This is a genomic window from Streptomyces sp. NPDC006393 (assembly GCF_040628575.1).
GTDB lineage: Bacteria > Actinomycetota > Actinomycetes > Streptomycetales > Streptomycetaceae > Streptomyces.
Genome location: NZ_JBEXZD010000028.1, coordinates 50483 through 75789 on the forward strand (window position 1 = coordinate 50483; position 25307 = coordinate 75789).

The 25307-nt window shown below is 71.9% G+C and carries 22 protein-coding genes; 11 read left to right on the forward strand and 11 right to left on the reverse strand.

Features of this window, described 5'->3' with window-relative positions; all coding sequences use genetic code 11:
• The first annotated feature begins 252 nt into the window (after positions 1–252).
• Both ABZ484_RS14745 and ABZ484_RS14750 read left to right on the forward strand, forming a co-directional pair.
• Complete coding sequence (locus ABZ484_RS14745) at positions 253–1488, forward strand: hypothetical protein (RefSeq protein ID WP_358866255.1); 1236 nt, start codon at positions 253–255, stop codon at positions 1486–1488.
• 337 nt (positions 1489–1825) lie between these two features.
• Positions 1826–3049 carry a hypothetical protein gene (locus ABZ484_RS14750; RefSeq protein ID WP_358866256.1) on the forward strand — a complete coding sequence of 408 codons (1224 nt, stop codon included), beginning with the start codon at positions 1826–1828 and terminating at the stop codon, positions 3047–3049.
• Between the two features lie 87 nt (positions 3050–3136).
• Here ABZ484_RS14750 and hflX read toward each other — a convergent pair whose 3' ends face one another.
• From hflX to miaA, 6 genes are all read right to left on the reverse strand, one after another.
• A complete protein-coding gene (gene hflX, locus ABZ484_RS14755) occupies positions 3137–4627 on the reverse strand; it encodes a GTPase HflX (RefSeq protein WP_358866257.1) in 1491 nt (496 codons plus the stop codon).
• 264 nt (positions 4628–4891) lie between these two features.
• Positions 4892–6382 carry a M1 family metallopeptidase gene (locus tag ABZ484_RS14760; protein WP_358866258.1) on the reverse strand — a complete coding sequence of 497 codons (1491 nt, stop codon included), beginning with the start codon at positions 6380–6382 and terminating at the stop codon, positions 4892–4894.
• A gap of 191 nt (positions 6383–6573) precedes the next feature.
• Positions 6574–8823 (reverse strand): HD domain-containing protein, encoded by a 2250-nt coding sequence (locus ABZ484_RS14765; protein WP_358866259.1) that lies wholly within the window; start codon positions 8821–8823, stop codon positions 6574–6576.
• Positions 8824–9122: 299 nt separating this feature from the next.
• Positions 9123–10016: a diaminopimelate epimerase gene (gene dapF / locus ABZ484_RS14770; protein ID WP_358866260.1), complete on the reverse strand. Its 894-nt coding sequence runs from the start codon at positions 10014–10016 to the stop codon at positions 9123–9125.
• A gap of 76 nt (positions 10017–10092) precedes the next feature.
• Entirely contained in the window at positions 10093–10617 is a 525-nt protein-coding gene (locus ABZ484_RS14775; RefSeq protein ID WP_358866276.1) for a hypothetical protein, read from the reverse strand.
• A gap of 108 nt (positions 10618–10725) precedes the next feature.
• Positions 10726–11664: a tRNA (adenosine(37)-N6)-dimethylallyltransferase MiaA gene (miaA, locus tag ABZ484_RS14780; RefSeq protein WP_358866261.1), complete on the reverse strand. Its 939-nt coding sequence runs from the start codon at positions 11662–11664 to the stop codon at positions 10726–10728.
• A gap of 328 nt (positions 11665–11992) precedes the next feature.
• Here miaA and ABZ484_RS14785 point away from each other — a divergent pair, with 328 nt between their 5' ends.
• Both ABZ484_RS14785 and ABZ484_RS14790 read left to right on the forward strand, forming a co-directional pair.
• The gene (locus tag ABZ484_RS14785; RefSeq protein ID WP_358866262.1) at positions 11993–12205 is read left to right on the forward strand and encodes a gliding motility protein; all 213 of its coding nucleotides are present in this window, start codon (positions 11993–11995) and stop codon (positions 12203–12205) included.
• A gap of 22 nt (positions 12206–12227) precedes the next feature.
• Positions 12228–12554: an antitoxin gene (locus ABZ484_RS14790; protein WP_358866263.1), complete on the forward strand. Its 327-nt coding sequence runs from the start codon at positions 12228–12230 to the stop codon at positions 12552–12554.
• A gap of 166 nt (positions 12555–12720) precedes the next feature.
• Here the strand turns inward: ABZ484_RS14790 and ABZ484_RS14795 are convergent, their stop codons facing one another.
• Positions 12721–13452 (reverse strand): class III extradiol dioxygenase subunit B-like domain-containing protein, encoded by a 732-nt coding sequence (locus ABZ484_RS14795; protein WP_358866264.1) that lies wholly within the window; start codon positions 13450–13452, stop codon positions 12721–12723.
• 48 nt (positions 13453–13500) lie between these two features.
• Positions 13501–15021, reverse strand: a complete 1521-nt coding sequence (gene miaB, locus ABZ484_RS14800) for a tRNA (N6-isopentenyl adenosine(37)-C2)-methylthiotransferase MiaB (RefSeq protein ID WP_358866265.1) — start codon at positions 15019–15021, stop codon at positions 13501–13503.
• 222 nt (positions 15022–15243) lie between these two features.
• On the opposite strand from miaB, the gene ABZ484_RS14805 reads away from it, so the two are divergent.
• A complete protein-coding gene (locus tag ABZ484_RS14805; RefSeq protein ID WP_358866266.1) occupies positions 15244–16485 on the forward strand; it encodes a glycosyltransferase family 87 protein in 1242 nt (413 codons plus the stop codon).
• On the opposite strand, the gene ABZ484_RS14810 is transcribed toward ABZ484_RS14805, so the two are convergent.
• Positions 16422–16826, reverse strand: coding sequence for a MazG nucleotide pyrophosphohydrolase domain-containing protein (locus ABZ484_RS14810; protein WP_358866267.1), 405 nt, complete (start codon positions 16824–16826; stop codon positions 16422–16424). The genes ABZ484_RS14805 and ABZ484_RS14810 overlap by 64 nt on opposite strands.
• Before the next feature lie 118 nt (positions 16827–16944).
• Here ABZ484_RS14810 and ABZ484_RS14815 point away from each other — a divergent pair, with 118 nt between their 5' ends.
• Entirely contained in the window at positions 16945–17943 is a 999-nt protein-coding gene (locus ABZ484_RS14815) for a TAXI family TRAP transporter solute-binding subunit (protein WP_358866268.1), read from the forward strand.
• Positions 17944–17977: 34 nt separating this feature from the next.
• On the opposite strand, the gene ABZ484_RS14820 is transcribed toward ABZ484_RS14815, so the two are convergent.
• Both ABZ484_RS14820 and ABZ484_RS14825 read right to left on the reverse strand, forming a co-directional pair.
• Positions 17978–19387, reverse strand: coding sequence for a HAMP domain-containing sensor histidine kinase (locus tag ABZ484_RS14820; protein ID WP_358866269.1), 1410 nt, complete (start codon positions 19385–19387; stop codon positions 17978–17980).
• 9 nt (positions 19388–19396) lie between these two features.
• Positions 19397–20083 carry a response regulator transcription factor gene (locus tag ABZ484_RS14825; RefSeq protein ID WP_358866270.1) on the reverse strand — a complete coding sequence of 229 codons (687 nt, stop codon included), beginning with the start codon at positions 20081–20083 and terminating at the stop codon, positions 19397–19399.
• 284 nt (positions 20084–20367) lie between these two features.
• Here ABZ484_RS14825 and ABZ484_RS14830 point away from each other — a divergent pair, with 284 nt between their 5' ends.
• From ABZ484_RS14830 to ABZ484_RS14850, 5 genes are all read left to right on the forward strand, one after another.
• Positions 20368–21144 (forward strand): amino acid ABC transporter ATP-binding protein, encoded by a 777-nt coding sequence (locus ABZ484_RS14830; RefSeq protein ID WP_030178218.1) that lies wholly within the window; start codon positions 20368–20370, stop codon positions 21142–21144.
• A 179-nt stretch (positions 21145–21323) separates the two neighbouring features.
• Positions 21324–22163 (forward strand): glutamate ABC transporter substrate-binding protein, encoded by an 840-nt coding sequence (locus ABZ484_RS14835; RefSeq protein ID WP_358866271.1) that lies wholly within the window; start codon positions 21324–21326, stop codon positions 22161–22163.
• A gap of 81 nt (positions 22164–22244) precedes the next feature.
• Positions 22245–22910 carry an amino acid ABC transporter permease gene (locus ABZ484_RS14840; protein ID WP_030178221.1) on the forward strand — a complete coding sequence of 222 codons (666 nt, stop codon included), beginning with the start codon at positions 22245–22247 and terminating at the stop codon, positions 22908–22910.
• Complete coding sequence (locus tag ABZ484_RS14845; RefSeq protein ID WP_358866272.1) at positions 22907–23794, forward strand: amino acid ABC transporter permease; 888 nt, start codon at positions 22907–22909, stop codon at positions 23792–23794. Before ABZ484_RS14840 ends, ABZ484_RS14845 begins: the two co-directional genes overlap by 4 nt.
• 176 nt (positions 23795–23970) lie before the next feature.
• The coding region (locus ABZ484_RS14850) for an FAD-dependent monooxygenase (RefSeq protein WP_358866273.1) at positions 23971–25307 on the forward strand (1337 nt) is incomplete at its 3' end.

A 25307-nucleotide genomic window follows, 5' to 3' on the forward strand; every position in this document is an offset into this window, starting at 1 on the left:
GGGGCCCGGGCCTGGACAGCAGGCCCCTCACCGTTACAACCGCCAATCGCTCACAGGGTTACGGGTTGCTTCAAGATCCTTGCCGTGACGGAACCGTTGCCGTTCCGTCGGCAGTCCCCCACAGCGAGCGCATAGTGTGTGGTGCCGTTCCGCACCGCTGTGAGCGCGCACGCCCTCGGCCCGTCGGCTCGGGGTGGCTGCGGGGGCCACGGCGGCACCAGCAAGTCCCGTCACACCAGGGGGAGTCAGAGCATGCGACCCATACGCCCGTCCGTCACCGCTCGCCGAAGGGGGAGCGCCCGGCGTCCGGGCTCCCCGGCGCTGGCCGCCCTCGCTCTGGTCTCGGCCTTGGCGCTCACCGCCACCGGCTGCAACGGGGACGACACCCACGCGGACGGCAAGCCCTCCGCGAGCGCCGACGACGCGGGCGGTTCGGGGGGTGACGGCAAGATCAAGATCCCGGACGACATCCGCAACAAGCTCAAGGAGCACGGGATCGACCTCGACAAGTGGAAGAACGGGGCCTGGAAGAACTGGGACAAGGACGACTGGCTGCGCGAGGCCAACGACTTCATCAACCCGATCATCCAGGGGCTGTGGGACCCGGACCGCATGCGCCGGGCCGAGGATCCGGACAAGGGTGTCGACGACAACGACATCTCCGGTGACCAGGGTGTCACCGACCCGACCCCGGCGCCGGTGAAGGCCCAGGCGGTGGCGCCGCCGTACCACAACAACGCCGCGACGGCGGGCAAGCTCTTCTTCGACTCCCCCGAGGGCACGATGGTCTGCTCGGCGACGGTGGTCGAGGATCCGGCCCACCCGGGCAAGTCCGACATGGTGTGGACGGCCGGTCACTGTGTGCACGCCTGCAAGAAGGGCGGCTGGTACCGCAACATCGCCTTCGTCCCGTCGTACAACAACGCGGGCAAAAGCGCGGCCCAGTTGCAGAACGCCACCCGGGAGGAGGTCGCTCCCTACGGTGTGTGGTGGGTCGACTGGGCGCAGACCTCCGACCAGTGGATCGAGCAGGGCGGTGCGACCGGCGGGCAGGGCGCGTCGTACGACTACGCCGTCATGCATGTGACGCCGGAGAAGGGCGGCAGCGGCAAGTCGCTGGAGGAGACCGTCGGTTCGGCGCTGCCGGTGAACTTCGATGCCCCGGCCGTGCCGAAGGTGGAGAGCATCACCGCGACCGGCTACCCGGCCGCGCCGCCGTACGACGGACAACTGCTGTACCAGTGCCAGGACAAGCCGGGACGGCTGTCGGTCAAGGCCTCCGACCCGACGATGTACCGCATCGGCTGCACCATGACCGGTGGTTCGTCCGGGGGCGGATGGGTCGAGAGGGGCACGGACGGCAAGCCCGCACTGGTGTCCAACACCTCGATCGGCCCGGTGACGGCGGGCTGGCTGGCCGGTCCGCGGCTGGGTCCGGTGGCCAAGGGCGTGTACGACTCGGTCAGCAAGAAGTTCGCCGGGCAGTGAGAAGCGCGCCAGGCAGTGAGAAGTTCGCCGGGCAGTGAGAAACGCGCCTAGCAGTGAGAAGCGCCCGGCGAAGCCGGGGGATTCGCCGACGGCGGTGGGGTGTTCGACAGAAACCTTCACCAGCCCACCGCCGTTCGCCCTCATCCGCACGTGCATAGTGGGATGTCGCGCCCGGCCGGTTCCGGTGCACACCGCACGGGGATCAGCGCCGATGCAGTCCTGACAAGCGCATGACACCAACGGGCGCATGACATCAACGACGTTCACCGACAACCCGCGCGGCCGTCAGGCACGGCGCGCGCGGCAGGCAACCGAACCAACGGGGGTTCTCCGCACCATGCGTTCCACACGTACGCCGTCCGCGCTCCGGCACGGACGCCGGCGCGCCGTCCTCGCCGCCACCGCCCTGGCCGCGACCCTGACGCTCACCGCGACCGCCTGCGACGACTCGGGCAAGGACGATGCGAGCGGCAAGCCGGGCGCCACCGCTTCGCAGGCCGTCGATGATGGCAGCGGTGGCGGCGACGGCAAGGTCCACGTCCCGGCCGACATCGCGGACCGGCTCAAGGAGCACGGGATCGATGTCGACCAGTGGCAGAAGGGCGGCTGGAAGGACTGGGACAAGGACAAGTGGCTCAGCGCCGCCAAGGACTTCGTCAACCCGGTGATCAAGGGGCTGTGGAAGCCCGAGCGGATGAAGTCCGCCAAGGAGGCCAACAAGACGGTCTCCACCAAGGACGCCGCCGCCGACCAGGGCGTCAGCGACCCGGCGCCGCAACCCGTCCAGGCCCAGGCCGAGAAGACCCCGTACCACGAGCACGCCGCTCCGGTGGGCAAGGTCTTCTTCGACTCGCCCGAGGGTTCGATGGTCTGCTCCGGCACGGTCGTCAAGGACGTCAACCACCCGGGCAAGTCCAACCTGGTGTGGACGGCGGGCCACTGTGTGCACGCGGGCCAGGGCGGCGGCTGGTACCGCAACATCGCGTTCGTCCCGGCCTACAACGACCTCGGCGAGTCCGCGTCCGAGCTGAGCGACGCGGGCCCGTCCGAGGTCGCCCCGTACGGCGCCTGGTGGGCCGACTGGGCCTCGACCTCGAACCAGTGGATCCAGGGCGGCTCGGAGACGGGCGGCGCGGGCGCCGCGTACGACTACGCCGTGCTGCACGTGAAGCCGGAGTCCGGTTCGAAGTCGCTGGAGGAGACCGTCGGGGCCGCGCTGGACGTGGACTTCTCCGCGCCGTCGGCCACCGAGGTCACCACGATGGGCGCCTGGGGCTACCCGGCCGCCCCGCCGTACAACGGTCTGAAGATGTTCCGGTGCCTGGACCGGCCGGGCCGGTTCTCGCTCAGCCCGTCCCTGCCGACGATGTACCGGATCGGCTGCACCATGACCGGTGGCTCGTCCGGCGGCGGCTGGTTCCGCGTGGTGGGCGGGAAGACGGAGCTGGTCTCCAACACCTCGATCGGCCCGTCCGACAACACCTGGCTCGCGGGCCCGCAGCTGGGCCGGGGCGCCGAGGCGCTGTACCAGAACATGAGCAGGACGTACGGCGGCCGGTGACGCCGGCGGCATGACGAGGGCGGCCCGCCCCCTGTCGCAGGGGGCGGGCCCTCGTGCTGTTGTGCTGTGCGTTAGGAGCCGGACGGCTCAGAGCGCGGCCGCCGGCACGTACGGCGCCAGGTCCGCGGCGAGCTCCTCGTGCACCCGGGCCTTGAGCAGGGTGCCCTCCGCGGTGTGCTCCTCGGAGATCACCTCGCCCTCGGTGTGGGCGCGCGCGACCAGCTTGCCGTGGGTGTACGGCACGAGCGCCTCGATCTCGACGGACGGGCGGGGCAGCTCGTTGTCGATCAGGGCGCGCAGCTCGGCGATGCCCCGGCCGGTGCGGGCCGAGACGGCGATCGAGTGCTTCTCGATCCGCAGCAGCCGCTGGAGCACCAGCGGGTCGGCCGCGTCCGCCTTGTTGATCACGACGATCTCGGGCACGTCGGTGGCGCCGACGTCCCTGATCACCTCGCGCACGGCGGCCAGCTGCTCCTCCGGGTTCGGGTGTGAGCCGTCCACGACGTGCAGGATCAGGTCGGAGTCACCGACCTCCTCCATCGTGGAGCGGAACGCCTCGACCAGGTGGTGGGGCAGGTGCCGGACGAATCCGACGGTGTCGGCCAGCGTGTACAGCCGCCCGCTCGGGGTCTCGGCCCGGCGCACGGTCGGGTCCAGGGTCGCGAACAGCGCGTTCTCGACCAGGACGCCCGCGCCGGTGAGGCGGTTGAGCAGCGATGACTTGCCGGCGTTGGTGTAACCCGCGATGGCGACGGAGGGCACCTTGTGGCGGCGGCGCTCCTGGCGCTTGATCTCGCGGCCGGTCTTCATGTCCGCGATCTCCCGGCGCATCTTCGCCATCTTCTCGCGGATCCGGCGCCGGTCCGTCTCGATCTTGGTCTCACCGGGGCCACGGGTGGCGAGGCCGCCGCTGCCGCCGCCCATCTGGCGGGACAGGGACTGACCCCAGCCGCGCAGCCTCGGCAGCATGTACTGCATCTGCGCCAGCGCCACCTGCGCCTTGCCCTCCCGGGACTTGGCGTGCTGGGCGAAGATGTCCAGGATCAGGGCCGTACGGTCGATGACCTTGACCTTGACGACGTCCTCGAGGTGGATCAGCTGACCGGGGCTCAGCTCACCGTCGCAGATGACGGTGTCCGCGCCCGTCTCCAGGACGATGTCGCGCAGTTCGTCGGCCTTGCCGGAGCCGATGTAGGTGGCCGCGTCCGGCTTGTCGCGGCGCTGGATCACGCCGTCCAGCACGATCGCGCCGGCGGTCTCCGCGAGGGCGGCGAGCTCGGCCAGCGAGTTCTCCGCGTCCTGCACGGTCCCCGAGGTCCAGACGCCGACGAGGACGACCCGCTCCAGGCGGAGCTGACGGTACTCGACCTCGGTGACGTCCTCGAGCTCGGTGGAGAGGCCCGCGACACGGCGCAGGGCCGCGCGCTCGGAGCGGTCGAACTGGTCGCCGTCCCGCTCTCCGTCGATCCCGTGGCTCCAGGCGACGTCCTCTTCCATCAGGGCATCGGCCCGAAGACCTTCGGGATAGGTGTGCGCGAGGCGCTTGGTGGCCTGGGAAGAGGAAGAAGAGGAGGTCATTGGGTCCTTACGTCGTTGGGAATCCGTGGTGCGGTGACGGGGCCGCGGAGGAGTCCGACGGGCTGTCCGCGGCGGTTCCGTCACTGCTGTCAACGCACGAGTGCCCCGGGAGATTCCCCGTGCACCGTGCCGTGCCGACGCGAAGATGGTCGCACGGGACGGCCCGTCTCGTCATGGTGTTATTTCTCCGCCGCGGCGGCCGCCTCCTCACCGGTCGGCACATGCCTTCTCACCGTCCGCGGCAATCGGAGTGACCTGCCGCCGTCACCGCTTCAGCGTCCGCGGCGCGTACTTCTGCCGCGGGGCCGGCTTCCAGTCCGGGTGACCCGGCATCGGCGGGGTCTTCGCACCGTACAGCCAGGCCTTGAAGAAGCCGCTCAGGTCGCGTCCGGCGACGTCCGAGGCCAGCCGCACGAAGTCGGCCGTGGTCGCCGTGGAGTCCCGGTTGCCGCGCACCCAGGCGCGCTCCAGGCGCTCGAACGCCGCCTCGCCGATCTGCTGACGCAGCGCGTACAGGACGAGGGCCGCCCCGTCGTAGACGTTCGCGCGGAAGATCCCGGTCTTCTGGCCGGCCCCCGGCGGCTTGGGCAGCGCGGGCGGGCCCCCGGCCGCGCGCCACTGGTCGGAGGCCCCGTAGGCGGCCTTCATCCGGACCTCCATGGACTTGTGCGCCTTCTCCTCGGCGTACAGGGCCTCGTACCAGGTGGCGTGCCCCTCGTTGAGCCACAGGTCGGACCAGGCGCGCGGGGTGACGCTGTCGCCGAACCACTGGTGGGCCAGCTCGTGCACCATGACCGACTCCACGTACCACTTCGGGTAGGCGGGATCGGTGAACAGATCTCTCTCGAAGAGAGAGAGGGTCTGTGTCTCGAGTTCGAAACCGGTGGTGGCCGAGGCCATGAGCAGGCCGTACGTCTCGAAGGGGTAGCGTCCGACCTTGCTCTCCATCCAGGCGATCTGGTCCGGGGTCCTGTCGAGCCACGGTTCGAGCGCCTTGCGGTCCTTGCTGGGGACGACGTCGCGGACGGGCAGACCGTGCGGGCCGGTGCGGTGCAGCACGGTGGAGCGGCCGATGGAGACCTGGGCCAGTTCGGTGGCCATGGGGTGCCGGGTGCGGTACGTCCAGGTGGCCCGGCCGCCGGAACGGGCGACACCCTCCGGCAGGCCGTTGGCGACGGCCGTGTACCCCTCCGGGGCGGTGACCCGGATGGTGAACATCGCCTTGTCGGAGGGGTGGTCGTTGCACGGGAACACCAGGTGCGCGGCGTCGGCCTGGTTGGCCAGGGCGAGGCCGTCCGTGGTGCGCACCCAGCCGCCGTCGCGGCCCTTCGCCGGCCCGGGATCACTGGTGTGGTGCACGGTGATCCGGGTCAGGCTGTGCTCGGGCAGCGGGGCCTTCGGGGTGACGACGAGATCCTCGCCGGCGGTGGTGAACGTGGCCGGCCGGCCGTCGACCTCCACGGAGGAGACCTTGCCGTGCCCGAAGTCGAGGTTCACGCCCCGCAGCGTCCTCGTCACGCGGGCGTCGATGGTGGTGACGGCCTGGAGCGGCTTGCCGTTGTCGCCGGAGTAGGCGAAGGAGAGGTCGTACGACGCGACGTCGTAGCCCGGGTTGCCCAGGTACGGGAAGAGCCGGTCGCCGACGCCGAGCGGAGTGGGCGGGGCGCTCGCGCCGAGGAGGCAGACGGAGACGGCGGACGCGAGAACGGTCGCCTTCAGGCGACGCGTGGGACGGTGACGGAGAGTGCGCGGCATGCACCCACGGCTATCAGCGCCCGGCGGTGGTACGGCGACGACGCGCGCCCGGCCCACCCGAACGGGGCCCTCCAAGTTGCGGACGGGGTGGCGCCCGACCCGGCCCCGGAGCGCATCCGCTCCGTCCCGCTTCGCCCCGCTCCGTCCCGCTTCGGCTCCCTGGCGCGCCCGCGCCCCCGCCCCGTCCCGGCTCAGCTCCCCGGCGGCTGAGGCTGTGGCTGCAGCTGGGCGCGGCTGACGTCGTAGACGCCCGGGACGTTGCGCATCGCCCGCATGAGGGCGGGCAGGCGGGCCGCGTCGGGGAGTTGCAGGGTGTAGGTGTGGTGGACGCGCTGCTGGGTCGGCGGGGCCACGGTCGCGGAGATGATCTCGACGCCTTCCAGGGCGATGGCCTCGGTCAGGTCCGCGAGCAGACGGGGACGGCCGAACGATTCGGCGAGCAGCGTGACACGGCACGCGGCGGTCTCGCCCCAGCGCACGCCGACCTCGGGACGCCCCGCGCCCGTCATGCGGGTCACCGTGTCGCACTCGACGCGGTGCACGGTCACCACTCCCCCGCGGACGGCGAACGCGGTGATCTCGTCCGGCGGCACGGGTGTGCAGCAGCCGGCGAGCCGCACCGTCGCGCGGGGCTGGTCGACGATGACGGCGCTCGCCGCCGCGGACCGGCCGCCGCGCGCGCCCGGCAGGGGCCCGTCCGCCCCTTCGGGCCTGCCGGGGTCCTCCGCCATGGCCGCAGCGGCCGGGGACGGCCCGTCGACGGCTCCCGGAGCGACCCTCGAAGGCCCGCTCGCGAGGTCCGGGGCACCCGCCGTGGCCCGCCCGGCGGTCCCGGCCGACTCGTCGGCCGCCGCCGGATGGGCCGCCAGCCACCGCTGGATGGCGATGCGGGCCGCGGGGGTGTGAGCGTGGTCGAGCCACTCCCTGGACGGCTCGGAGGCGGGGTCCTGGCCCATGAGGAGCTGGACGGTGTCGCCGTCCCTCAGGACGGTGCTGAGCGTCGCCAGGCGGCCGTTGACGCGGGCGCCGATGCACGCGTGGGCGTCCTCGCCGTACTGCGCGTAGGCCGCGTCCACGCAGGTCGCCCCCTCGGGCAGGCCCAGCGTGCCGCCGTCGGGCCGGAAGACGGTGATCTCACGGTCCTGGGCGAGGTCCTCGCGCAGCGTGGACCAGAAGGTGTCGGGGTCGGGTGCCGCACGCTGCCAGTCGAGGAGGCGGGAGAGCCAGCCGGGGCGGGTGGGGTCGACGCGCTCGCCGTCGCCCGTCGACTGCTCCTCCGCCGGAGGAGCGTAGGGATTGCCGAGCGCGACGACGCCGGCCTCGGCGACCTTGTGCATCTGGTGGGTGCGGATGAGGACTTCGACGACTTGGCCGTCTTCCCGGGCGACGGCCGTGTGCAGCGACTGGTAGAGGTTGAACTTGGGTACGGCGATGAAGTCCTTGAACTCCGAGACGACCGGTGTCATACAGGTGTGCAGCTCGCCGAGGACTCCGTAGCAGTCGGCGTCCTCGTTCACCAGCACGAGCAGCCGGCCGAAGTCGCAGCCGCGCAGCCGGCCGCGTTTCCGGGCGACGCGGTGCACGGACACGAAGTGCCGTGGCCTGACGAGGACTTCGGCGGAGATGTCGGCCTCGCGCAGCACACCGCGGACCTGCTCGGCGACCTCGGTGAGCGGGTCGCCCGGGCGGGACGCGTTCTCGGCGATCAACTCCCGTGTGTACTCGTACTCCTCCGGGTGCAGGATCGCGAAGACCAGGTCCTCCAGCTCGGTCTTGAGCGCCTGCACACCGAGCCGTTCGGCGAGCGGGATGAGCACATCCCTGGTCACCTTGGCGATGCGGGCCTGCTTCTCGGGGCGCATGACGCCGAGCGTGCGCATGTTGTGCAGCCGGTCGGCCAGTTTGATCGACATCACGCGGACGTCGTTGCCGGTGGCGACGAGCATCTTGCGGAAGGTCTCGGGCTCGGCCGCGGCGCCGTAGTCGACCTTCTCCAGCTTGGTGACGCCGTCGACGAGGTAGCGGACCTCCTCCCCGAACTCCTCGCCGACCTGGTCGAGCGTCACGTCCGTGTCCTCGACGGTGTCGTGCAGGAGGGAGGCCGTCAACGTGGTCGTCTCGGCGCCGAGTTCGGCGAGGATCAGGGTGACGGCGAGCGGATGCGTGATGTACGGCTCACCGCTCTTGCGCATCTGGCCGCGGTGCGAGGACTCGGCCAGGACGTAGGCGCGGCGCAGCGGTTCGAGGTCCGCGTCGGGGAAGTGGGCGCGGTGCGCCTCGGCCACGTGGCCGATGGCGTCGGGGAGCCGGTCGCGGGCGGCCGGGCCGAGCAGCGCTGCCCGGCCCAGGCGGCGCAGGTCGATCCGCGGGCGGGCTCTCCTGCGGGACGCCGCGGGCGCCACCGGGCCCGGGGCCGCGGGATTCGTGGCATCCGCACTCATGGGCACCTCCGGCTGCGTGGACCGGCGGACGGGGTGCCCCAGGGCGTACGCGGCTCAGGGGTTGGCGTCGGATCCCCCGTCCGGGCCGGTGCTTGATGCTACCGAGCCCAGCACACCGGGCCGACCGCCTCTCGGAGAGCGTGAAACGGATCACCCATTCGAGGGACGGATCAGAGGTTTACGATTTCCGGCCAACTGACAGGAAGTCAGCCGTGGATTCGCTCCCGTGCCTGCGTCGCGGGCATGGATCCGGTGCCGTATCGGGCCCGCCACCTCCGCCGGACGGGCTCCGCGAGCCCTCAACCCGCCGCTGTTTCCAGCCACTCCGCGTCGATCTCGCCCTCGGCGACGATCACCGCGGGGCCGGTCATCTCGATCTCGCCGTCCGGACGCTCGGTGATCACCAGTGTTCCGCCGGGCACGTCCACCGTGTAGGTCGCCGGGGAGCCGGTGACGGACGGGTCGGCGCCGTCACGCCGGGCGGCCGCCACGGCGACGGCGCAGGCACCCGTGCCGCACGAGCGGGTCTCGCCGGCGCCGCGCTCGTACACGCGCATCGCGACGTGCCGGGGGCCGCGGTCGACCACGAACTCGACGTTCACCCCGTCCGGGTAGGCGGCGGCCGGGCTGAACGGGGGCGGGGAGTACAGGTCACCGGCGTCCGCGAGGTCGTCGACGAAGGCGACCGCGTGCGGATTGCCCATGTTCACGTTCCGCGCGGGCCAGCTGCGCCGTCCGACGCTGACCGTGACCTCCCCCTCGGGCAGCCGTGCCCGGCCCATGCCGACGGTGACGTCGCCCGCGGCGTAGCCGCTGTCGGATGCGGTCTTGGCGAGGTGCACCGTCTTCACGCCGCCGCGGGTGGCGATCGCGAGGTCGCCCTCGGTCACGTGGCCGGCGTGCTGGAGGTAGCGCGCGAACACCCGTACGCCGTTGCCGCACATCTCCGCGATCGAGCCGTCGCCGTTGCGGTAGTCCATGAACCACTCGGCCTGGGCGGCCATCTGCCGGGCCTCGGGGTGCGCGGCCGACCGGACGACGTGCAGCACCCCGTCGCCGCCGATGCCCGCGCGCCGGTCGCACAGGGCGGCCACCGCGGTCGGGGGCAGCTCGACGGTGTTCTCCGGGTCGGGGACGATCACGAAGTCGTTCTCCGTGCCGTGACCCTTGAGGAAGGCGATGCGGGTGCTCATGCCTCGATCGTACGGGGTGGGTACGACACCACGGGGCCGCGTACGGCCGGCGGCCGAGGACGCCCCGGGACACCCCCTAGCGCAGCCGGGCGACCCGCCAGACGGCGAGGACCACCACGACGGCGACGAGCAGCACGTAGGCGCCGAGGAGCCGCCAGTCGGGGCGTCTGCCGGCACCGCGCGGCGGCAGGCCCGGCCAGGTGTACCCCACGCGCCGGGCGGCCATCATGCCCCAGCCGGCCGCGCAGGAGCAGATCAGCAGCCCCAGCATGGCGATCATCGCGCCGCTGTCGCCGTCGAAGGCCAGCGGGAAGGCGAACATCAGCGAGCCGACGGCGGCCAGTCCTACGATGGGGGCGAGCTGCCAGATGCGCAGGCGCCGCTGCGGGCGCAGCTCGACCTCCACCTCGGGCCCGGCGTACATCTCCTCGGGCTCGGGGCCGTCCGCGGTCACGCCGTCCTGCGTGTCGTCGGGCCCGTCGGGGCTCAGTGAGTCCTCGTCCGGTTCCGCACCGGCGCGCTCCATGGTGATGCGCTCGGTGCCGTGCGCGGCATGTGCGCCGCGTGCGCCTTGTGCGGTGTCGCGAGGGCCGGCCTCCATCGCCACGCGCCCTCCCAACTAGGACTCCACTTGGTCGATCGAAGCTCGATGATGGCACGCTCCCGGAGGCCCGGATGACGGCCTGGGCGTCCCGATGCCATCACGTGATCAGGCTGTAACCGGTCGTTCGACCAACGCCAGCGCGAGGTCCGGAAGTTCCGGGAGGTCCGCGGCGGCCCCGCTCAGCCAGTGCACGCGCGGATCGCGCCGGAACCAGGAGTCCTGGCGGCGCGCGAAGCGCTTGGTGGCGCGTACGGTCTCCGCGCGCGCCTCCTCCAGCGTGCACTCCCCGGCGAGCGCCGCGAGCACCTGCTGGTAGCCGAGCGCCCGGGACGCCGTACGCCCCTCCCGCAGGCCCTGCGCCTCCAGCGCGCGCACCTCGTCCACGAGACCCGCCTCCCACATGCGGTCGACCCGGCGCGCGATGCGCTCGTCGAGCTCGGGGCGCGCCACGTCCACGCCGATCTGCACGGTGTCGTAGACGGAGTCGTGTCCCGGGAGGTTGGCCGTGAACGGGCGGCCGGTGATCTCGATCACTTCCAGCGCCCGGACGATGCGACGGCCGTTGCCGGGCAGGATCGCGCGCGCCGCCTCCGGGTCGGCGGCCGCCAGGCGGGCGTGCAGCGCCCCGGAGCCACGCAGCGCGAGCTCCTCCTCCAGGCGGGCCCGCACGGCGGGGTCGGTGCCGGGGAACTCCAGGTTGTCCACGGCGCCGCGGACGTAGAGGCCGGAGCCGCCGACCAGAATCGGCCAGCGCCCCTCTGCGAGCAGCGCGTCGATGCGCTCCCTCGCGAGCCGCTGGTACTCGGCGACGGAGGCCGTGACCGTGACGTCCCAGATGTCCAGGAGGTGGTGCGGTACGCCGGCGCGCTCGTCTGGCGTCAGCTTCGCGGTGCCGATGTCCATCCCTCGGTAGAGCTGCATGGAGTCGGCGTTGACGACCTCTCCACCGAGACGCTGGGCCAGGAAGACGCCGAGGTCGGACTTTCCGGCCGCGGTGGGGCCGACGACGGCGATGACGCGGGGGGCGGGGGGTGCGCTGCTCACCGCACCAGTTTCGCAAACCTCCCAGGGGCCCCTCGAACGAGTTACGTGACGGCACGCGCGCGGGGTCGTTCCCCGTTGCGAGGTTCACGCGGCCGGATTCCGGCGGGCGGTGGTCCGGGCACCGCGGACGGACACACCGGACTACGCGGTTTCGCCCGCACGAGTAACGTATGGAGTTGATATGGGCGTTTTTGCGCGACTTTTCCGGAGGTCGAAGGCTACGGAGTCGAAGGCTGCGGAGTCGAGGGCTGCGGAGGAGGTATCGGTCGCGGAGGAGCCGGCCGACGCGGCGACGACCGGCTCACAGGCCGCGACGGCCGTCTCCGAGGTGGACGGGAGGACAGCGGCGAAGGGGCCCGCCGGGGCGGACGGCGGTGCCGGGGGCGGTACGGCGAAGCCGTCGCGGGCGGAGGACGACGGTGTCGTCGCCGAAGGCGATGACGGCACCGACAGGGCCGTCGGCGACGGCGTGGACATCCCCAAGCAGCAGTCCACCGACGAGGTGGCCGAGCAGGAGGCCGGCGAGGGCGCCCGCACGTAACTCCCGCCAGGGAAGGTGAACCATGGGTCTGCTGGACAACATGAAGGCCAAACTCGGCCCGGCCAAGGAGAAGGTCTCGGACCTCGCCCAGCGGCAGCGGGGCTCGATCGAGCACGGCCTGGACAAGGCCGCGAAGGTGGTCGACGAGAAGACCAAGGGCAAGTACAGCGAGAAGATCCACGCGGGCACGGACAAGGCGAAGGACGCCGTCGACCGTATCGCCCACCGGGGCGAGCGGCGGCCGGACACGGCTACGAGCACGAGTACGAGCACGAGTACGGCGCCTGGCGGCGAGACCGCCCAGACGCCTCCGCAGACGCCTCCGGAGGGACCCCCGCCCACCTCCTGAGCAGCGTCCCGAACACCACGACGGCGGCACACCGGCGGACGGCCGGGAAGCGGACCTTCCCGGCCGTCCGCCACGCCGTGCGCCCGAACCACAGGCCGCGCCCAGACAGCGCCCGCGCCGTACCCGGGACCGGACCAGGACCAGGACCAGGCGGCGTGGCGTCCTGTCAGGACCAGGCGGCGACGAGGTAGCCCACGCCGTAGGGCGCGGCGTCGTGGAGCAGCGTGCCGGAGAGGCCGGCGCCCTCGGCGGCGCCCGCGAGCACCTGCCACGGGGCGCGGCCGGAAGCCTTGAGCTCGTACGCCAGCTCGGCGTCGAGCCCGGTCAGCGCCGCCACGTCCGCGGCGCCGAGCGCACGGGCGGCCTCCGCGTCGAAGGGCTCGGCCCGTTCGTCGAGGTATCCCGGCGCCTTGAGCGACCGGCAGGCGCTGGCGTCGCCCATCACCAGCATCGCCACCCGGTCGGCGCGCGCGGCGATGTCCCGTCCCGCGGCGACGCACCGCTCGGGCGCCAGCGGCTCTCCCACGCCCAGCCCCTCGATCGGGGCGTCGGACCAGCCGGTCCGCTCCAGCAGCCACGCCGCGACGGCGAGCGAGGGCGGCAGCTCGCGCTCCGAGGCGGGTCCCGTGCGCGTATCCGTGTCCGCGGGCCCACCGAGCCGTACGTCCAGGTCCACACCGAAGCCGCGGAAGGATCCCCGGGTGCCCTCCGGGTGCGGGCCGCGCCCGGACTTCTCGGCGGGCCCCACCACCAGGAGCAGGTCGGGCCGGGCGGCGGCCAGCACACCCAGCGCGTCCGTGCACGCGGCGCGCAGGGCGTCCAGCTCGGGCGCGGCGCCCGCGGCGACGGCGGGCACGAGAAGGGGCGGACAGGGACAGACTGCGGCGGCGACAAGCATGATCGGCAGGGTAACGCGTGCACCGCTCCCGGCCCCGCCGGGAGTGCGTCAGTCGCAGCCGCAGCCGCTGCCCGCGGCCGCCGGCAGCGGCTCCGGGACGCCGATCTTCGGCAGGCCCAGCATGACCCCGGCCGGCTTGGCCGCCTCGGCGGCGGTGCGCTTCTCCCAGGCGTCACCCGCACGGGTGCGGCGCACGTCGAGCACCGGCCCCTCGGCCAGCAGGTGGTGCGGTGCGGCGTAGGTGACCTCGACCGTGACCACGTCGCCGGGGCGCACGTCCTGCTCCGGCTTGGTGAAGTGGACCAGGCGGTTGTCGGGGGCACGGCCGGACAGGCGGTGGGTGGCGCCGTCCTTGCGGCCCTCGCCCTCCGCGACCATCAGTTCGAGCGTGCGGCCGACCTGCTTCTTGTTCTCGTCCCAGGAGATCTCCTCCTGGAGGGCGACGAGCCGCTCGTAGCGCGCCTGGACGACCTCCTTCGGGATCTGGTTCTCCATCTCGGCGGCCGGGGTCCCGGGCCGCTTGGAGTACTGGAAGGTGAACGCCTGAGCGAACCGCGCCTCACGCACCACGTGCAGCGTCTGCTCGAAGTCCTCCTCGGTCTCGCCGGGGAAGCCCACGATGATGTCGGTGGTGATGGCCGCGTGCGGGATGGCGGCGCGCACCTTCTCGATGATCCCGAGGTAGCGCTCCTGCCGGTAGGAGCGGCGCATCGCCTTCAGGACCGGGTCCGAGCCGGACTGAAGCGGCATGTGCAGCTGCGGCATGACGTTCGGGGTCTCGGCCATCGCGGCGATCACGTCGTCGGTGAAGTCGCGCGGGTGCGGGGAGGTGAACCGGACGCGCTCCAGGCCCTCGACGTTCCCACAGGCGCGCAGCAGCTTGCTGAACGCCTCGCGGTCACCGATGTCGGAGCCGTAGGCGTTGACGTTCTGGCCGAGCAGCGTGATCTCCGAGACGCCCTCGCCCACGAGGGCCTCGACCTCGGCGAGGATGTCGCCGGGGCGGCGGTCCTTCTCCTTGCCGCGCAGCGCCGGGACGATGCAGAAGGTGCAGGTGTTGTTGCACCCCACGGAGATGGACACCCAGGCCGCGTACGCGCTCTCGCGGCGCGTGGGCAGCGTGGAGGGGAACGCCTCCAGCGACTCGGCGATCTCGACCTGCGCCTCCTCCTGGACGCGGGCGCGCTCCAGCAGGACCGGCAGCTTGCCGATGTTGTGCGTGCCGAAGACGACGTCCACCCAGGGCGCCTTCTTCACGATGGTGTCGCGGTCCTTCTGCGCCAGGCAGCCGCCGACCGCGATCTGCATCCCGGGCCGCTTCGCCTTCTTCGGCGCGAGGTGGCCGAGGTTGCCGTAGAGCCGGTTGTCGGCGTTCTCCCGGACGGCGCAGGTGTTGAAGACGACGACGTCCGCGTCACCGTCCGACCCCTCGGGTGCCCGTACGTATCCGGCGTCCTCGAGCAGCCCGGCCAATCGCTCGGAGTCGTGGACGTTCATCTGGCACCCGTAGGTGCGGATCTCATAGCTGCGAGTGACGCCCACTTCTTGGCTCCGGTCGATGCTGCTCATGCGACAAGAGTAGGCGCTCGCCGGAGTACCCCCGGACGGCGCAGTCACCGCCGACGGCTTCGCGGCCGTGCGGCACCGACGCGGGCGCGCTCCCGGGCCCGTGGAGCGGCCCCCGCTCGCACGGCGGCCGTGCGGCGGCGTCATTACGCTCGCAGCAGCCCTCTCGGACAGGCCGCGGCCCCTCTCGGACAGGTACGCGGCCCTCTCGGACAGGTACGTGTGATGCAGCCTCGCGACGCCCTTCGGACGGCCGCCCCGGACATACCCGCGGCCGCCGCACCCCGCGCCTGGCTGCTGCGTCCGGCCGGTCCGGCCGCGGTCACCCTCCTCGCCGTCGTCCTGCTGGCCCGGGCCGCGCGGGTGGCGGTGGTCTCCGCCCAGGGCGGCATGGACAACGCGTTCGTCGTCCACGCGGGACAGGTCTGGCTGCACGGCGGTGCCCCGTACGCCGACCGGCGCTTCCTCTATCTGCCGAGCGCCGTGCTGTTCGCGGGCGGCCAGGCGCTGCTGCCGGCGCCGGTGCTGCGGGTGGCCGCGCCCGTGGTGTGCGTGGGGATGGTCGCGGCGGGCTGGTGGTGTGCCGTACGGCTGTTCCGGGTGCCGGCGCGGAGCCGGTTCGCGGTGCTCGGGCTGCTCGGGCTGGTGCTGTGCTGGGCACCGGTCGGCCATCTGATGAACCTCGGGAACTGGACCGCCGTGAGCGCCCTCGCGCTGCCGTCGGCACTGCTGCTGGCGGACCGCGGCCGCTGGGACGCGGCCGGGGTCGTCCTCGGGGTGTCCGTGGCGGTGAAGCCCCTGCTCCTGCCGGTCGTCGTGCTGCTGCTCCTCGCCCGGCAGTGGCGTGCCCTGGCCTGGATGGTGGCGCTGCCGCTGGCCATGTCCGCGGGCGCGGCGCTGATCATGCCGGATCCGGGCGGGTTCTTCACCCGCACCCTGCCCTTCCTCCTCAAGGGCGGGGACACGCTGATGCGGCCGTTCGACTGTTCCCTGCCCGCGGTGCTGCCGCGTCTCGGGGTGCCGCCGCTCCTGGCCCAGGTGGTGGCGCCGGCCGCGGCGGCGGCCGGGCTGGTGTGCGCCGGGCGGCGCTGGCGGCGCGGCGACCCCGGTCCGGCGCGGCTCGCGGACACGGCCGCGATGCTCATGCTGGCGTTCTTCCTGGTGTCCCGGCCGTCCTACGAGCACTATCTGGTCGTCGTGGTTCCGCTGCTGGTCGCCGGGGCGCTGGAGGCCGGCTCGGTGACGCGTTCACCGTGGTTCTGGGGGGCGCTGGTCCCGCAGGTGCCCGAGTTCGCCTTCCCGCACCTGGACGCGTCGACGCGCAGGGCGTTCAAGGACGCGTTCACTCTGTGTGGTCTGGCGCTGGTGCTGGGCGTGCGGTGCGCGCGTCCGGGGCGGGTGCGTCAGACGCCGGTGGGGTCCCAGCCCTGCCGGCGGAGCACGGCCGACACGTCGGGCGCCTCGTAGTGGTCGCCCTTGAGCACCTTGCCGTCGGCGCGGCGGGTGACCTGGCCGTCCGGGCCGAGCTTGGTCATGTTGGAACGGTGGATCTCGGCGATCACCTCGTCCAGGTCGATGCCGTGCACCAGGGCGGTGCCGTACGCCACGTAGACCACGTCCGCCAGCTCGTGCGCCAGCCGGTCGAGCGGGCCGCCGGCCGAGACCTCGGCGACCTCGGCCGCCTCCTCCGCGAGCAGCTCCCCGCGGTGCGCGCCGAGCTCCGGCGGCACCGGCGTCGGGGTGCTGCGGACGTCGAGCCCGAAGGCACGGTGGAACTCACGGACGAGGTCGGCGGGCGAGGAACTCATACGGCGACTGTAGCCGCCGCCTGTGACAACCCGGCCGCCCCGACCGCGGTCGCCCCCGGTCGAGGGGCCTGGCCGGCGGGCCTGGTCAGCGGGCCGTCCTGCTGGCAGGATCGCGCGCATGTCCAAGGTGTTCCCCCCGATCGGCAGGCGCCGCGGCGTGCAGGGCGCGGCCGTCGCCGCCGTGGTCCTCGGGCTGCTGCTGTGGTGGCTGCTGCCGCTGGGCGACCGGCCGCCGAGCGGGACGATCACCTTCAGCACCGGGACGCTGCGCGGGGTCTACCAGGAGTACGGCGAGCGGCTGCGCACCGCGTTCGCCAAGGACATGCCGGATCTGAAGGTGCGGCTGCTGACCAGCGACGGCTCGCAGGAGAACGTCACGAGGGTGGCGACCGGCAAGGCCGACTTCACGATCGCGGCGGCCGACGCGGTGGAGACGTACGAACTCGACCACGGTCCGGGCGCCGGCCGGCTGCGCGGTGTCGCCCGCCTCTACGACGACTACGTGCAGCTCGTGGTCGCGCGCGACTCGGGGATCGACTCGGTCGCGGACCTGCGGGGCAAGCGGGTGGCCGTCGGGCCGCCGGAGTCGGGCGTGCGGCTGATCGCCGAACGGGTGCTCAAGGCGGCCGGCATGGACCCGCACCAGGACATCCGGTCCGCGGGCGACGGCATCGACACGGCGCCGGGCCGGCTGCGGGAGGGCGCGATCGACGCGTTCTTCTGGTCGGGCGGGCTTCCGACGGACGGTCTGACGCAACTCGCCTCGAAGTTCGCGTTCCGGTTCGTGCCGATCGACGACGAGCTGGTGGCCAGGCTGCACGCCCAGGGCGGTGCCACGCGCTACTACCGCGCCACCAACATGCCGGAGTCGGCGTACCCGTCCGTCCAGAACGGTTCGACGGTGCCGACGATCGCCGTGTCCAATGTGCTGATGACCCGCAAGGACGTGGATCCGAGACTGACCGAGTGGATCACCCGGACCGTCATCGACAGCCGCGACCGCATCGGCGCCCACGTCCACTCCGCCCAGCTGGTCGATCTGCGCACCGCGATCTACACCGATCCCCTGGTCCTGCACGAGGGTGCGCGGCGCTACTACCGGTCGGTGAAGCCGTAGCGGCACCCGAGGCACCCGCTCACGCCCCCGGCTTCTACGGCCGCCCCGGTTCCGACCTCGGCACCGTCACCGTCACGCGCAGTCCCCGCGGCTCGTGGTGGCCGTAGGCGATCGAGCCGCCGCCCGCGGCGAGCAGCGCGCGGGAGATGGACAGGCCGAGCCCGGAGCCCTTGATGTTCTGGTGGCGGCCGCTGCGCCAGAAACGGTCTCCGATGCGGGCCAGTTCCTCGTCGGTGAGGCCGGGGCCGCGGTCGGCGACCACGACTGTCGAGGTGGCGCCGCTCCCGGAGACGGTCACATCAACGCTCTCGCCCTCCGGGGTGAACTTCACCGCGTTGTCGATCACCGCGTCCAGCGCGGACGACAGTGCCACCGGGTCGGCCCAGGCGGTGGTGGCCGGGCACTGTCCCACCAGCCGCACCCCCTTGGCCTCGGCGGTCGGCGCCCAGGCCGCCACCCGCTCCGCGGTCAGCTCGCCGATGTCGAGGAGCTGAAGATCCGCCTCCGCGTGCTCGGCCAGCGCCAGGTCCAGCAGGTCGTCCAGGACCTGCGCCAGCCGCCGGCCCTCGGTGCGGACCGAGGCGATCTCCTCGTTGCCCTCGGGCAGTTCGAGGGCGAGCAGTTCGATGCGCAGCAGCAGCGCCGAGAGCGGGTTGCGCAGCTGGTGCGAGGCGTCGGCGACGAAGGCCCGCTGCTGCTCCAGCACATCCTCGACGTTGTCCGCCATCTCGTTGAACGACCGGGCAAGTCGGCGCAGTTCCGGAGGTCCGCTCGCCACCGCCACCCGGGACTTCAGGCGCCCGGTGGCGATGTCGTGGGTGGTGGCGTCCAGGACCCGTACGGGGCGCAGCACCCATCCGGTCAGCCGCAGCGCGGCGCCGACGGCGACCAGCATCGCGATGATCTCGCCCGCGCCCAGGACCAGCCAGCCGTGGAGCGTGCCCGACCGCATCTGCCCGGTGGGCGAGTCGGTGACGACGACCGCGACGACGTCGCCGTCCCGGATGACCGGCGAGGCGACGACGAGCCGGTGCCGCTGCCAGGGCCAGACCTGCTCCGGGTCGTGGCTGCGCCGGCTCAGCAGGGCCTCGCCGAAGGCCGCCCGGACCTCGCCCTCGGGGGGCAGGGACCAGGAGCCCGGGGCGACCGCCATGGGCGTGCCGGAGCGGTAGAAGACGCCGGCCCGGATGCCGTAGACCTCGTAGTAGCTGGCGAGTTCGCGCCTGAGGGTCTCCAGGCGCTCGTCGGGGACGGTGCGGCGGGAGCCGGTGGGCCGGTCGGTGACGAACTGGGCGAGTGCGGCGAAGCGCGCCGTGTCGTCGATCCGGTCGACGACCACCTTCTGCTGCTGGGCCGCGGCCAGGCTGACGGCGAGCGGGAAGCCGAGGGCCAGCAGGACCGCCGCCATCAGGATGATGAGCAGCGGCAGCAGACGTGTGCGCACCCGTCCCCGCTACGCGGCCGGGGCGACGAGGCGGTAGCCGACGCCGCGGACGGTCTCGATCAGGGCCGGCATGCGCAGTTTGGAACGCAGGGAGGCGACGTGCACCTCCAGGGTGCGTCCGGTCCCCTCCCAACTCGTGCGCCACACCTCGCTGATGATCTGCTCCCGGCGGAAGACCACCCCGGGGCGCTGGGCGAGCAGGGCCAGCAGATCGAACTCCTTGCGGGTCAGCTGGACGACCGTGCCGTCCACGCTGACCTGCCGGGTGGGCAGCTCGATGTGCACGGGGCCGAGGCGCAGGGTGCTCTCGCCGCCCGCGGTCGCGTCCTCGTGGACCGTGCGCCGGCTGACGGCGTGGATCCGGGCGAGCAGCTCCCCGGTGTCGTAGGGCTTGACCACGTAGTCGTCGGCGCCGAGGTTGAGTCCGTGGATGCGGGAGCGCACGTCGGAGCGGGCGGTGACCATGATGACCGGGGTGCTGGTGCGCTTGCGGATCTTGCCGCAGACCTCGTAGCCGTCCTGGTCGGGCAGGCCCAGGTCGAGCAGGACCACGCCGAAGCCCTCGGCGTCCGGGACGAGGGCCTGCAGTGCCTCCTCGCCGCTGCGGGCGTGCGTGACGTCGAAACCGTGCCGGGCGAGGACCGCGGACAGCGCGGCCGCGACATGGTTGTCGTCCTCGACGAGGAGCAGTCTCATCCCGGCCTCCCCCGGTTCATCCGTCGTATCGTCATGCCATGTAGAAACCGTGCACGCGCGCGTGCACCATGGCAGTCACGCCGATGGACGAGGACGGCGTCAAGAGGCTTCCGGTTGCGCGCCACCTGTCGTTACCCAGCCGGTACGCGCCCCACGCGGCCCTGCTACGAGATGTGTCCGGCCGCTACCAGATCGTGATGCTCAGATCTCCCTCAGATGTAATGACGCTGGTGGCGGGGCTGGCTACTGTCCACCGAAACCGAGGAGGACGGAGCCTGAAAGCGATGACCGAAGTATCGGTGGCCAAGGAAGACGTGGCCTCGACCAACGATCTGGTCGTCCTGAAGAGCGTCAACAAGCACTTCGGCGCGTTGCACGTGCTCCAGGACATCGAGCTGACGATCTCCCGCGGCGAGGTCGTCGTGGTCATCGGGCCCTCCGGGTCCGGGAAGTCCACTCTGTGCCGCACCATCAACCGCCTGGAGACCATCGACTCGGGCACGATCTCGATCGACGGCCGGCCGCTCCCCCACGAGGGCAAGGAGCTGGCCCGGCTGCGCGCCGACGTCGGCATGGTCTTCCAGTCCTTCAATCTCTTCGCGCACAAGACCGTGCTCGAGAACGTGACCCTGGGGCAGATCAAGGTCCGCCGCACGGACAAGAAGAAGGCCGAGGAGCGGGCTCGCGCGCTGCTCGACCGGGTCGGTGTGGGCGCGCAGGCCGACAAGTACCCCGCGCAGCTCTCCGGCGGCCAGCAGCAGCGCGTGGCCATCGCGCGGGCGCTGGCCATGGACCCGAAGGTCATGCTCTTCGACGAGCCGACCTCCGCGCTGGATCCGGAGATGATCAACGAGGTGCTGGAGGTCATGCAGCAGCTCGCCCGGGACGGCATGACGATGATCGTCGTCACCCATGAGATGGGCTTCGCCCGCTCGGCCGCGAACCGGGTGGTCTTCATGGCCGACGGCCGGATCGTCGAACAGGCCGCGCCCGACCAGTTCTTCAGCAACCCGCGCAGCGACCGCGCGAAGGACTTCCTGTCGAAGATCCTGCACCACTGACGGCCTCGGGCGACCCGCGCCGGCCGGCGTCCGCCCCGGTCACGCGGGTCTCCCACGGTTGCCGCGGTGGCCCTGGTCGCCCGACGGCCCAGGTCGCCCCCGGTCGCCCGAGGCCGTCGGCGCAGCCGACACCGCCCCGAAACGGGCCTCGACTCCTCTTTGAACAAAGGACATCCACCATGAAGCTCCGCAAGGTCACCGCCGCCTCGGCCGTCGTGCTCGCCCTCGCCGTCTCGGCGACGGCGTGCGGTTCCGACAAGAAGGACGGCGACTCGTCGGGCAGCGGTGGCGGCAAGAAGATCGCCATCGGCATCAAGTACGACCAGCCGGGTCTCGGCCAGAAGACGCCGCAGGGCTACTCCGGCTTCGACGTGGACGTGGCCAAGTACGTCGCCAAGAAGCTCGGCTACAACGAGGACCAGATCGAGTGGAAGGAGTCGAAGAGCGCCGACCGCGAGACGATGCTGCAGCGCGGTGACGTGGACTTCATCGCCGCCACCTACTCGATCACCCCGGAGCGCGAGAAGAAGGTCGACTTCGCCGGCCCGTACCTGCTGGCCCACCAGGACGTGCTGATCCGCGCCGACGAAAGCGGGATCAAGTCGCCGGCCGACCTCAACAGCAAGAAGCTGTGCTCGGTGACCGGCTCGACCTCGGCTCAGAACGTCAAGGACAAGCTGGCGCCCAAGGCCAACCTCCAGCAGTACCCGACGTACTCGGCGTGTCTGACCGGTCTGCAGAACAAGGCGATCGACGCGCTGACCACCGACGACTCGATCCTCGCCGGTTACGCCTCCCAGGCCCAGTTCAAGGGCAAGTTCAAGCTGGGCGGCTTCAAGATGACCAACGAGAACTACGGCATCGGCGTCAAGAAGGGCAGCGACCTCAAGGACAAGATCAACAAGGCCCTGGAGGACATGGTCGCCGACGGTTCCTGGGACAAGGCCGTGAAGGCCAACCTCGGCCCGGCGAACTACCAGAACGAGCCCGCGCCGAAGATCGGCGACATCAAGAGCTGAGTCAGCGCCCCGGGTGCGCCGTCCACGGGGGAGCGGCGCACCCGGGGTCCGGCCCCTTCACACGCGGAAGCGCGGGAGATCGTGTTCGACTTTCTTTCTGGCTATGACCTGCTGGGAGCCTTCTGGGTGACCGTGCAGCTCACGCTGCTCTCGGCCGTCGGCTCCCTGGTCTGGGGCACCCTGCTGGCCGCCATGCGCGTCGGCCCGGTGCCCCTCATGCGCGGCTTCGGTACCGCCTACGTCAACGTCGTGCGGAACATCCCGCTGACGGTGATCATCCTGTTCACCTCGCTGGGCCTGAACCAGACGCTCAACGTCCAGCTCGGCGCGCAGGACTTCGACACCATCAACTTCCGGCTCGCCGTGCTCGGTCTGATCGCCTACACATCGGCGTTCGTCTGCGAGGCGATCCGCTCCGGCATCAACACAGTGCCGGTCGGCCAGGCGGAGGCGGCCCGCGCGCTCGGCCTGAACTTCACCCAGGTCCTGACCCTGGTGGTGCTGCCGCAGGCGTTCCGCTCCGTGGTCGGCCCGCTCACCAACGTCCTGATCGCGCTCACCAAGAACACTACGGTGGCCGCCGCCATCGGCGTGGCCGAGGCAGCCCTGCTGATGAAGAAGATGATCGAGAACGAGGCACAACTCCTGCTGATCTCCGCGGTCTTTGCGTTCGGCTTCGTGTGTCTGACGCTGCCGACCGGCCTGATCCTCGGCTGGGTGGGCAAGAAGGTGGCGGTGAAGCGATGAGCAGCTCGGTGCTGTACGACGCGCAGGGGCCGAGGGCCAAACGGCGCAACGTCGTCTACACGATCGTGTTCCTGCTCGCCGTCGCGGGGCTCGTCTGGTGGGTGTACCAGAGCCTGAGCGACAAGGGGCAGCTGGACTGGGAGAAGTGGAAGCCGTTCTTCTCCGGTTCCGAGGCATGGACCACGTACATCCTGCCCGGCCTGAAGAACACGCTGATCGCGGCGGCTGTGTCGATGGTCATCGCGCTGCCGCTGGGCGCCGTCTTCGGTATCGCACGGCTGTCCGACCACGCCTGGATCCGGGTTCCGGCCGCGGTGATCGTGGAGTTCTTCCGCGCCATCCCGGTGCTGATCCTGATGATCTTCGGCAACGCCCTGTTCGCCCAGTACACCAACGTCAGCTCCGACGACCGCCCGCTGTACGCCGTGGTCACCGGTCTGGTGCTCTACAACGCCTCGGTGCTGGCGGAGATCGTCCGGGCGGGCATCCTGGCCCTGCCCAAGGGCCAGTCGGAGGCCGCCCAGGCCATCGGTCTGCGCAAGACCCAGACCATGACGTCGATCCTGCTGCCGCAGGCGGTGACCGCGATGCTGCCGGCGATCGTCAGCCAGCTGGTGGTGATCGTGAAGGACACCGCGCTCGGCGGCGCGATCCTCACCTTCCCGGAGCTGCTCGCGGCGGTCTCCCCGATGAGTTCGTACTACGGTGCGAACACCATCGCGAGCTTCACGATCGTGGCGGTGATCTACGTGGCGCTCAACTTCAGCCTCACCAGCTTCGCGAGCTGGCTGGAGCGGCGGCTGCGGCGGGCCAAGAAGTCGACCGGGGCGGTGCTCGCGCCGGCGGCCGTGGGCGGCACCGAGTCGGCGGGAACCGCCGCCTGACGGACGGTCACCCGACAGATGTGACAAGGGGGGCAGTGGAGTGATCACCACTGCCCCCGTCACTTGACGCAAGCAGCGGCAATGGGTTGCATACGTTCTGTGATCGTGCACCCTGCTCCTACTGTTTGTTCACGTCTGTCCGTCAGGACACCGCCGCGGGCAGGGGGCGCCGCGCCGTGGACCCGGTGATCGTCGTCGGCGCGGGGCCTGTCGGGCTCACGCTCGCCCTGGCGCTGGCGCGCCAGGAGGTGCCGTCCGTCGTGCTCGACGAGACACCGGGCAGAGACGCGGTGCGCGCCGCGCGCACCGTCGTGCTGCGCGAGGACACCGCCGCGCTGGTGGAGCGGCTGGCCGGTGTGCCGCTCGGCCCGGCCGGGCTGCGTTGGGCCGGATGGCGGCTGCTGCGGCGCAAGCAGGTGACGGGCGAGGTCGCCTTCGGTGACGCGGGGACTGCCGGTGCGGCCGGTTCCGTGGGTGCGGCAGGTTCCGCTGGTGCGGTGGGTCCCGCTGGTGCGGCGGGTGCGACGGGTGCGGCCGGCGTGGTGCTGCCCGCACCGCTGCACATCGCGCAGCACGTCCTGACCGGCGCGCTGCGCGCCGCGGTCGCCCGTGAGCCGCTGGTCGAACTCGCGACCGACAGCCGGCTCGACACCATAGAGCAGGAAGCGGCGGGCGTCACCGCGCACACGCGTGGCCCGGCCGGCACCTGGTGGCGCGGGAGTTACCTGGTCGGCTGCGACGGGCCGCGCTCGACCGTGCGCAAGCTCCAGGACATCCGCTTCCCCGGCCGTACGGCCGTCGAGCGGCACGCCGTCGCCGCGCTGCGCACGGAACTCCCCCGGCCCGAGGAAGCGTTCCTCCACCGGATGCCGCCGTGGCGGACGACAGGCCCCTCCGCCGGGGAGATCACCGCCCGTCCGCTCCGGGACGGCGTGTGGCGGCTGGACTGGCTCCTGCCACCCGGCAAGGACCTGGTCACGCCCGAACTGCTGGTCGCCCGGATCCGGGAGACCCTGACGGGCTGGACCGGCGAGTCCGCACCCTCGTACGAACTCCTCGACACCGGAGTGCACACGGTCCACCACCGGCTGGCCCGCCGCTGGCGCGTCGGCCGCGTCTTCGTCGCCGGGGACGCGGCGCACCTGCTGGGCGCGTTCGGCACCCACGGGCTGGACGAGGGGCTGCGGGACGCCGACAACCTGGCGTGGAAGCTGGCCACGGTCTGGCACCACGGGCCCCACGAGACACTGCTCGACAGCTACCAGGCGGAGCGGCGCGCGGTCGTCGCCGCCCGGCTGCGCGCCGCGGACCAGGTGCTTCCGGTGCTGCGCGGGGGCGGCGGACTGCGCTCGTACGTCCCCGGGGCCGCGCGCGGGCACGACGCACTGCTGATGGACGGCCACCTCGGGCGCGGGGCACTGGGCGAGCCGGGGGCGTACGCCGACTCGCCGCTGGCGCCCCCTGGCTGCGAGGCCGAGGTGCCGGTGGACACGCCGGTCGGTGCGCCGGTCGC

Coding starts and splice junctions, on each gene's coding strand:
- ABZ484_RS14745 (WP_358866255.1), top strand. CDS start 253: ATGCGACCCATACGCCCGTCCGTCACCGCTCGCCGAAGGGGGAGCGCC.
- ABZ484_RS14750 (WP_358866256.1), top strand. CDS start 1,826: ATGCGTTCCACACGTACGCCGTCCGCGCTCCGGCACGGACGCCGGCGC.
- hflX (WP_358866257.1), bottom strand. CDS start 4,627: ATGACCTCCTCTTCTTCCTCTTCCCAGGCCACCAAGCGCCTCGCGCAC.
- ABZ484_RS14760 (WP_358866258.1), bottom strand. CDS start 6,382: ATGCCGCGCACTCTCCGTCACCGTCCCACGCGTCGCCTGAAGGCGACC.
- ABZ484_RS14765 (WP_358866259.1), bottom strand. CDS start 8,823: ATGAGTGCGGATGCCACGAATCCCGCGGCCCCGGGCCCGGTGGCGCCC.
- dapF (WP_358866260.1), bottom strand. CDS start 10,016: ATGAGCACCCGCATCGCCTTCCTCAAGGGTCACGGCACGGAGAACGAC.
- ABZ484_RS14775 (WP_358866276.1), bottom strand. CDS start 10,617: ATGGAGGCCGGCCCTCGCGACACCGCACAAGGCGCACGCGGCGCACAT.
- ABZ484_RS14790 (WP_358866263.1), top strand. CDS start 12,228: ATGGGTCTGCTGGACAACATGAAGGCCAAACTCGGCCCGGCCAAGGAG.
- ABZ484_RS14795 (WP_358866264.1), bottom strand. CDS start 13,452: ATGCTTGTCGCCGCCGCAGTCTGTCCCTGTCCGCCCCTTCTCGTGCCC.
- miaB (WP_358866265.1), bottom strand. CDS start 15,021: ATGAGCAGCATCGACCGGAGCCAAGAAGTGGGCGTCACTCGCAGCTAT.
- ABZ484_RS14805 (WP_358866266.1), top strand. CDS start 15,244: ATGCAGCCTCGCGACGCCCTTCGGACGGCCGCCCCGGACATACCCGCG.
- ABZ484_RS14810 (WP_358866267.1), bottom strand. CDS start 16,826: ATGAGTTCCTCGCCCGCCGACCTCGTCCGTGAGTTCCACCGTGCCTTC.
- ABZ484_RS14815 (WP_358866268.1), top strand. CDS start 16,945: ATGTCCAAGGTGTTCCCCCCGATCGGCAGGCGCCGCGGCGTGCAGGGC.
- ABZ484_RS14825 (WP_358866270.1), bottom strand. CDS start 20,083: ATGAGACTGCTCCTCGTCGAGGACGACAACCATGTCGCGGCCGCGCTG.
- ABZ484_RS14830 (WP_030178218.1), top strand. CDS start 20,368: ATGACCGAAGTATCGGTGGCCAAGGAAGACGTGGCCTCGACCAACGAT.
- ABZ484_RS14835 (WP_358866271.1), top strand. CDS start 21,324: ATGAAGCTCCGCAAGGTCACCGCCGCCTCGGCCGTCGTGCTCGCCCTC.
- ABZ484_RS14845 (WP_358866272.1), top strand. CDS start 22,907: ATGAGCAGCTCGGTGCTGTACGACGCGCAGGGGCCGAGGGCCAAACGG.